Genomic DNA, 8070 nt, shown 5'->3' with positions numbered 1-8070 from the left:
GAGGACGACCACCGGCACCCGTTCCGCGCTCGTCCCCGCGGCGGCGATGAGCGCGCGCACGGCGGCATACGAGGTCGCAAGGTTGTCGAGGCGCGGCGCGGCAACGAGCTCACCCCGAAGGCCGAGGCGAGCCGACGGCTCGGTCGGGTAGGTCATCACGTCCCAGCCGAGCACGTCGCCCGGCTCGGCCCCGACCTGCTCCCCCACGTAGCTGCGAAAGTCGGTCGGCGTGTCACCAACGCCCCAAACCGGCTCCATGTGCAGCTGCTTGTTCAGCTCCAGCCTCTCGTTGACCGTTCGGTCGAGGTGGATGGCGAGCTGCGGCACCCGCAGCAGCGAGCGCGGGTCATGGAAGAGCCGCGTCTCGGCCCCCAGGCCAGCACGTATGGCCGCGCGCCCTGCCAGGCCGAGGTCCCGATCCAGCCACGAGTTGAGCAGCAGTCCGCCGTACGGCTCGACGCCGAGTTGCTGCCACCCGGCGCTGATGTGATCGGGCCTCGGCTTGATCCGCAGGTTCGGGCTGTCGGTGTGCGCCCCGACGACCCGGAAGCCGGCAGCGGGACCGAGCCCAGCGGCATACGCCCCACGGCTGTCCCACGCGATGAGCGCGCCGCCGCGCACCAGGAAGTGCGCACCCGGCTGCGTCGGGAACGGATCGGTCTCGGCAACCCCGGTGAAGCCGGCCGCACGCAGCCGCGCGGCCGCCTGCCCACACGCGTGGAACGGCGTCGGGGCCGCGTCGACGAAGTCGATCAGCCCCTGCGCCTCGGTCTCGGTGTCGAAGGAGTGCGCCACGACGACCGACCCTACCGGCCCTACCTCCGGGGAGTACTCCCCGTTGGCCGCTCGCACGGTCCCCTGCCTATGGTGTGGAGCGCCGGACGACACCATTCCGCAGCAGCCGACCAATCAGACGTCACGGGGGGAAGCCGATGGTGCTCTACCGCAAGGGAGCCGACCCAGACGCGCTGGAGCGCGTCGCCGGGCAGCTCGAGCAACAGGCCGGCGAGTGCCATGCGCCGCGGCTGGCCGTCGACGAAGCGGTCACCCGGCTCGGCACTGTCTGGGGCGGGCGCGATGTCGAGTCCTTCGACGCTGACTGGCGATCGTCGCGGCCGCGGATCGACGCCCTCGAGCACGGTCTGCGGCAGCTCGGCTCCCGGCTGAGGGCGAACGCTGTCCGTCAACGTGACGCGAGCAGCCAGGCCCCTGGTCCAGGCGGCGCCCACGGGGCAGGTGTGTCGAGCACGCCGCTCTGGTTCGGGCCGACACCGGCACGACCAGCACGACCGGCACGACCGGCACGGGCGGTCCCGTGGACGGATACGACTTCGGCGCACCGAGCAAACCGCCCATCGAGTGGGATGACGGTTTCGTCTACGACTCGAAGGACGCGACGTGGCACGACCACCTCGCCAAGGCGGAGTGGATGACCAAGCTCCAGGGCGGGAGACTCGCGCGACCCGACCTCGATGATGCAACGGCGATGTACGCCCACTACCGGGACAACAACGGCGAGCCGTTCCGGTGCGACTACGAAGAGGGCTATCGCGAGGATCCCTCCATCGCCAAGAACGTCAACACCGAGGTCGTCGGACCGCCGCTGCCCTCGACGAGATGGTGCGCAACGGCAACACGGACTTCTCGATGACCGGCCCGGCCCACGCCTCGACCGCCTACCCCGAGACCGAGAACTGGCAGAAGACGATCGGCGGCTACCAGCAGTGGAGCACTCACGCGCACGCTCACCTGGCCCGTCGGCGGCGAGGTGCGCCACGATCTCGAGCCCCTGACGAAGCGGTTCGCCGCGCTGGGTGCACCGGTCTCGGCGACGTGGATGTCTGGCACCCTCGAGGGCGACGCCCCGGGGCCGACGACCTACTGGATCGATGCCGTCGTGGGGGCTCTCCCCCGATGTCGCCGCCGACCTGCGGCCCAAGGCGACGACGGACCTGCCCGGCCCAGCGGTGGAGGCCGGGGTCGCCTCGGCCATCCCGACCGGAACACTGCGGGGTGGGCCCGCCCTCGATGCGGCCTTCGCCAACGGCGGGTTCCGTGCGAAGGCCTACCTCGTGGAGGGCACCGACACGGTCGTCCTGGAGGCCCTCGGCCAGTGAGGCACACGCTACCGCCGGCAAGACACGAAGTCCGCCTGACCTGCCGCCGTCCCGATAGCCGCTGTGGAGAGCCGCGCCTGCTCGCCACTCAGCGGCATACGGAATGGATCTGGAGACGGCGAAGGGCCCGGCCCGCCGAAGCGGCCCGGGCCCTCCCGGAAACTGCCGCGTCAGATCACTTGATGATCTTGGTGACCCGGCCGGAACCGACGGTGCGGCCACCCTCGCGGATCGCGAACTTGAGGCCCTCCTCCATGGCGATCGACTGGATGAGCTCGACCTTCATGTCGGTGTTGTCGCCGGGCATGACCATCTCGGTGCCCTCGGGCAGGCGCACGACGCCGGTCACGTCCGTGGTGCGGAAGTAGAACTGCGGACGGTAGTTGTCGTAGAACGGGGTGTGACGACCGCCCTCGTCCTTGGACAGGATGTAGACCTGACCCTCGAACTCCGTGTGCGGCGTGATCGAGCCGGGCTTGACGACGACCTGGCCGCGCTCGACGTCCTCGCGCTTCGTGCCCCGAAGCAGCAGGCCGACGTTCTCGCCTGCGCGGCCCTCGTCGAGCAGCTTGCGGAACATCTCGACGCCGGTAACGGTGGTCTTGGCCGGGGGACCCTCGTGGATGCCGACGATCTCGACCTCCTCGTTGACCTTGAGGACGCCACGCTCGATGCGGCCCGTGACGACGGTGCCGCGACCGGTGATCGTGAAGACGTCTTCGACCGGCATGAGGAACGGCTTGTCGATGTCGCGCTCCGGCTCCGGGACGTACTCGTCGACGGCGTCCATGAGCTCGAGGACCGACTGGCCCCACTCCGCGTCGCCCTCGAGGGCCTTCAGCGCCGAGACCTTGATGACCGGCAGGTCGTCGCCAGGGAACTCGTAGGCCGAGAGAAGCTCGCGGACCTCCATCTCGACGAGCTCGAGGATCTCCTCGTCGTCGACCATGTCGACCTTGTTGAGCGCGACGACGATGTAGGGGACGCCGACCTGGCGGGCCAGCAGGACGTGCTCCCTCGTCTGCGGCATCGGGCCGTCCGTCGCCGCGACCACCAGGATCGCGCCGTCCATCTGGGCGGCACCCGTGATCATGTTCTTGACGTAGTCAGCGTGACCCGGGCAGTCGACGTGGGCGTAGTGACGCTTCTCCGTCTGGTACTCGATGTGCGCGATCGAGATGGTGATGCCCCGCTGGCGCTCCTCCGGAGCGTTGTCGATGTCCTCGAACGCGAACTGTGGGTTCAGCTCGGGGTACTTGTCGTGCAGGACCTTGGAGATCGCAGCCGTCAGCGTCGTCTTGCCGTGGTCGATGTGACCGATGGTGCCGATGTTGACGTGCGGCTTGGTCCGCTCGAACTTTGCCTTCGCCACTGTGGTCCTCCTCAGGACTTTCTTGTGTTACGCCGCAGACCTTTTGGTTGGACGGGGCGCTGGTGGATGTGAATCTCGGTAAGTCGGTGAAGAGCCTACGGGATGTCCCGCAGTCACTCGCCCCGGGTTTTCTTGATGATCTCCTCGGCGACCGCCTTGGGGACCTCTGCGTAGGAGTGGAACTCCATTGAGTAGTTGGCGCGACCCTGGGTCTTCGACCGCAGGTCACCGACGTACCCGAACATCTCCGACAGCGGAACGATGCCCTTGACGACCTTGGCTCCGCTGATGTCCTCCATGGACTGGATCTGGCCACGGCGGGAGTTGATGTCGCCGATGACCTCGCCCATGTAGTCCTCGGGCGTGCGCACCTCGACGGCCATCATCGGCTCGAGCAGCACGGGGTCGGCCTTGCGCACGGCCTCCTTGAGCACCATCGAGCCGGCGATCTTGAACGCCATCTCCGAGGAGTCGACGTCGTGGTAGCCACCGTCGACGAGGGTCGCCTTGATCCCGACGAGCGGGTACCCGGCGAGCACGCCGTACTGCATGGCGTCCTGGATGCCGGCGTCGACCGACGGGATGTACTCGCGCGGCACCCGGCCTCCGGTGACTCCGTTGACGAACTCGTACATCGAGCCGTCCTCGGTCTCGCCGAGCGGCTCGAGGCTGACCTGGACCTTGGCGTACTGGCCAGAGCCACCGGTCTGCTTCTTGTGCGTGTAGTCGTACTTGAGCACGGGACGACGGATCGTCTCGCGGTAGGCCACCTGCGGCTTGCCGACGTTGGCCTCGACCTTGAACTCGCGCTTCATGCGGTCGACGAGGATGTCGAGGTGCAGCTCGCCCATGCCGGCGATGATGGTCTGGCCGGTGTCGTCGTCGTGGTGCACCTGGAAGGTGGGGTCCTCGGCCGACAGCTTCTGGATGGCCATGCCCAGCTTCTCCTGGTCGCCCTTGGTCTTGGGCTCGATGGCGACCTGGATGACGGGGTCGGGGAAGGTCATCGACTCGAGCACGATCTGCTCGTTGATGTCCGACAGGGTGTCGCCGGTCGTGGTGTCCTTCAGCCCGATGGCCGCGTAGATGTGGCCGGCCATGGCCTCGTCGACCGGGTTCTCCTTGTTGGCGTGCATCTGGAAGAGCTTGCCGATGCGCTCCTTCCTGCCCTTGGTCGAGTTGATCACCTGGCTGCCCGCGGCGACTCGGCCCGAGTAGACGCGGATGAAGGTGAGCGTGCCGAAGAACGGGTGGGTGGCGACCTTGAACGCCAGCGCGGAGAACGGGTCCTCCGTGTTCGGGTGGCGCTCGAGCTCGACGTCCTCGTGGCCCGGCTTGTGGCCGATCATCGCGGGCACGTCGACCGGCGAGGGGAGGTAGTCGACGACGGCGTCGAGCATCGGCTGGACACCGCGGTTCTTGAAGGCCGAGCCGCACAGGACGGGGTACAGCTGCGAGGTGACGGTGAGCCTGCGGATGCCCGCCTTCAGCTCCTCGATCGTCAGTTCCTCGCCGCCGAGGTACTTCTCCATCAGGTCGTCGTCGGACTCGGCCACGCGTTCGACGAGCGCCTGGCGGTACTCCTCGGCCTTGGCCTGCAGGTCGGCCGGGATCTGCTGGATCTCGTACTTGGCGCCCATCGTGACATCACCCTTGGCGTCGCCGGGCCAGACCAGGGCGCGCATGTAGACCAGGTCGACGACCCCGACGAAGGCGCTCTCGGCACCGATCGGCAGCTGAAGCACGAGCGGCTCGGCCCCGAGGCGGTCCTTGATCGTCTGGACGGTGAAGTAGAAGTCCGCGCCCAGCTTGTCCATCTTGTTGACGAACGCGATGCGAGGCACGTCGTACTTGTCGGCCTGGCGCCACACCGTCTCGGACTGCGGTTCGACGCCCTCCTTGCCGTCGAAGACCGCCACCGCGCCGTCGAGGACGCGCAAGGACCGCTCGACCTCGACGGTGAAGTCGACGTGGCCGGGCGTGTCGATGATGTTGACCTGGGAGCCCTCCCAGAAGCAGGTGACCGCGGCGGAGGTGATGGTGATGCCGCGCTCCTTCTCCTGCTCCATCCAGTCGGTCGTCGACGCGCCGTCGTGCGTCTCGCCCATCTTCCGGTTGACACCGGTGTAGAACAGGATGCGCTCAGTCGTCGTCGTCTTGCCGGCGTCGATGTGCGCCATGATGCCGATGTTGCGGACCTTCGTCAGGTCCGTCAGGACGTCGAGTGCCACGTCTGTTATCTCATCTCATTCGTCGTGGAAAATCTGTGGGCAGCCGTTCCGAGAGAGCGAACTGCATCGGTGGTATGCCGCTCGGTTGCGTGGCCGGCCACGCGGGCTCGTTGGGGTTGCCCGGAGGGCGGCGCCCCCGGGTGTCCTCGAACGAACTCGGGTCGCTGTCACCAGCGGTAGTGCGCGAAGGCCTTGTTGGACTCGGCCATCTTGTGGGTGTCCTCGCGACGCTTGACCGCGGCGCCGAGGCCGTTGGACGCGTCGAGGATCTCGTTCATGAGGCGGTCGGTCATCGTCTTCTCGCGGCGTTGACGGGCGTAGCCGACGAGCCAGCGCAGGGCCAGCGTCGTCGAGCGGCCGGGCTTGACTTCGATCGGCACCTGGTAGGTCGCGCCGCCGACACGGCGGGACTTGACCTCCATGGCGGGCTTGACGTTGTCGAGCGCGCGCTTCAGGGTCTGGACGGGGTCGGTGCCGGTCTTCTGGCGGCAGCCCTCGAGCGCGCCGTAGACGATGCGTTCGGCGATCGACTTCTTGCCGTCGAGCAGGATCTTGTTGACCAGCTGCGTGACGAGCGGGCTGGAGTAGACCGGGTCGACGACGAGCGCGCGCTTGGGGGCGGGTCCCTTACGAGGCATCAGGCCTTCTCCTTCTTCGCGCCGTAGCGGCTGCGCGCCTGCTTGCGGCCCCGGACGCCCTGGGTGTCGAGCGTGCCGCGGATGATCTTGTAGCGCACGCCGGGCAGGTCCTTCACCCGGCCGCCACGGACGAGCACGATCGAGTGCTCCTGGAGGTTGTGGCCGACGCCGGGGATGTAGGCCGTGACCTCGATGCCGCTCGAGAGGCGGACTCGGGCGACCTTGCGGAGCGCAGAGTTCGGCTTCTTGGGGGTGGTCGTATACACACGGGTGCACACGCCGCGGCGCTGGGGCGAACCCTTCAGCGCCGGGGTCTTGGCCTTGCCGGCCTTGTCCTGGCGGCCCTTGCGGACCAGCTGGTTGATGGTAGGCAACCTGGTTACTCCATAACGTTGCTGTTGTCTGCCGGGCCGCGGCGCGATGCCGTGGACCGACTCCTTGTCTGTTCGCAGCCGGCCCCCGATGTCGGGAGTGTCGGCTGCGGTGCTCCCCCCTGCACTCCCCACGCATTCGTGAGTTGCCCGGCGGGAGGTGTGCTCTGGCAACTCAGTGATGGACCGCGGACGGTGGCCGTCGAAGGGCCGTCTCGCGTCAGGGCACCGTAGCCGTCATCGCGCGCGAACGAGGCATGCGCGTGCGCACGCCTCAGACACAGTGTTCTAGCGTAGCGGCGCGTCGTGCACGCACCAAATCGTCGCGTTGTTTCCCACCCTGTATGCCGCTGTGCTCGCACTCGTGACCGAGGGCCACGCTGTCGTCGATCAGCCGAGCCCCCGTGGCCGATCTCCTCGGCGCTCCGGGCCTCGCTCGTGTCCTCACGCGGAGCGTGGGACCCAGCTCGAGTCCTCACGCTGTCGTCGATCAGCCGAGCCGCCAGTCCCCCGCGTACATGTGCAGCACCGGTACGCCGAGCCGCTCGCGGGCCTTGCTTGCCCAATCGCGATGGAAGGTGTCCTCGACTGCGTGAGGCTCGGTCACCACGACCACCTCGGCCGCGTCGAGCCTCTCGACCTCGTCCTCGAGCGCGGGCATCGGGTCGTCGGCCGTCACCTCACCGGTAGCAACAGCCCCGGCGGCCTCGAACTCCGCGAGGCTCGCCGCGAGGGCGGTCTGCGCGTCGACCGCTGCCTTGTCACGGTCGACCGGCGCCATCGCCTCAAGGGCCTCGCGCATGTCGAACAGGCTGAGATGGTTGAGCACCGACACCAAGACGTTGTGCTGCGTGTCCGCTGGCACGAGCAGGCGGTAGGTCGCTGGCTCGCCCTCGTGCAGGCCCACGATCTTCTGGACGTCGACCGGTTTTAGAGTCTCCTCGGTCAGCACAGCCACAGTGAACGGAACCGGATCAGCATCCTCGGCGGCGACCTCGTCAGCATCGGGCAGAGGAATGTCAGTCATGAGGCAATACTACCGACCGCCCGCCCCGTGACCCGCTGGGCCGGAACCACGCATGGTTCGGGCGCTGAGGTATTCGTCCAGTGCCGGCCAGCGCCAATAGGGCGATGCCAGTGAGCACCATCGAGTTGCTGAGCAACTGTTCGCCAACGCGGCCCAGACCCCTCTCAAGTTCAGCGCGCCCAAGGAACCAATTCGGCCCGAACAAAGCGACCGCCAAGGCGACGTATCCGACAACCGATGCCCACCTGGACCCACCTGGAACCCACCTGGACCGGAGGTTGCCAGCACGGCCGATGGCAACGCTCGCCATGGCT

7 protein-coding genes and 1 pseudogene are annotated in these 8070 nt (G+C 67.8%); 2 read left to right on the top strand and 6 right to left on the bottom strand.

The window, feature by feature from the left end:
* Positions 1-852: pseudogene (locus L0H79_RS18590) on the bottom strand (M18 family aminopeptidase); the annotation flags it as partial.
* A 463-nt stretch (positions 853-1315) separates the two neighbouring features.
* Between L0H79_RS18590 and L0H79_RS18585 the strand changes: the two are divergent.
* Entirely contained in the window at positions 1316-1651 is a 336-nt protein-coding gene (locus L0H79_RS18585) for a hypothetical protein (RefSeq protein ID WP_301486134.1), read from the top strand.
* A 238-nt stretch (positions 1652-1889) separates the two neighbouring features.
* Positions 1890-2117, top strand: a complete 228-nt coding sequence (locus L0H79_RS18580; protein ID WP_301486133.1) for a hypothetical protein — start codon at positions 1890-1892, stop codon at positions 2115-2117.
* A 175-nt stretch (positions 2118-2292) separates the two neighbouring features.
* On the opposite strand, the gene tuf is transcribed toward L0H79_RS18580, so the two are convergent.
* The 5 genes from tuf to L0H79_RS18555 form a co-directional block, all read right to left on the bottom strand.
* Positions 2293-3489, bottom strand: a complete 1197-nt coding sequence (gene tuf / locus L0H79_RS18575) for an elongation factor Tu (RefSeq protein WP_301486132.1) — start codon at positions 3487-3489, stop codon at positions 2293-2295.
* A gap of 113 nt (positions 3490-3602) precedes the next feature.
* Positions 3603-5720 (bottom strand): elongation factor G, encoded by a 2118-nt coding sequence (fusA, locus tag L0H79_RS18570; protein WP_301486131.1) that lies wholly within the window; start codon positions 5718-5720, stop codon positions 3603-3605.
* Positions 5721-5887: 167 nt separating this feature from the next.
* Positions 5888-6358: a 30S ribosomal protein S7 gene (gene rpsG / locus L0H79_RS18565; RefSeq protein ID WP_301486130.1), complete on the bottom strand. Its 471-nt coding sequence runs from the start codon at positions 6356-6358 to the stop codon at positions 5888-5890.
* Entirely contained in the window at positions 6358-6732 is a 375-nt protein-coding gene (rpsL, locus tag L0H79_RS18560; protein ID WP_301486129.1) for a 30S ribosomal protein S12, read from the bottom strand. Before rpsL ends, rpsG begins: the two co-directional genes overlap by 1 nt.
* 487 nt (positions 6733-7219) lie before the next feature.
* Entirely contained in the window at positions 7220-7756 is a 537-nt protein-coding gene (locus L0H79_RS18555; RefSeq protein ID WP_301486128.1) for a hypothetical protein, read from the bottom strand.
* Positions 7757-8070: the final 314 nt, after the last annotated feature.

The organism is Intrasporangium sp. (assembly GCF_030452765.1).
Lineage (GTDB): Bacteria > Actinomycetota > Actinomycetes > Actinomycetales > Dermatophilaceae > Intrasporangium_A.
This window is presented reverse-complemented; position numbering and strand designations above follow the sequence as displayed.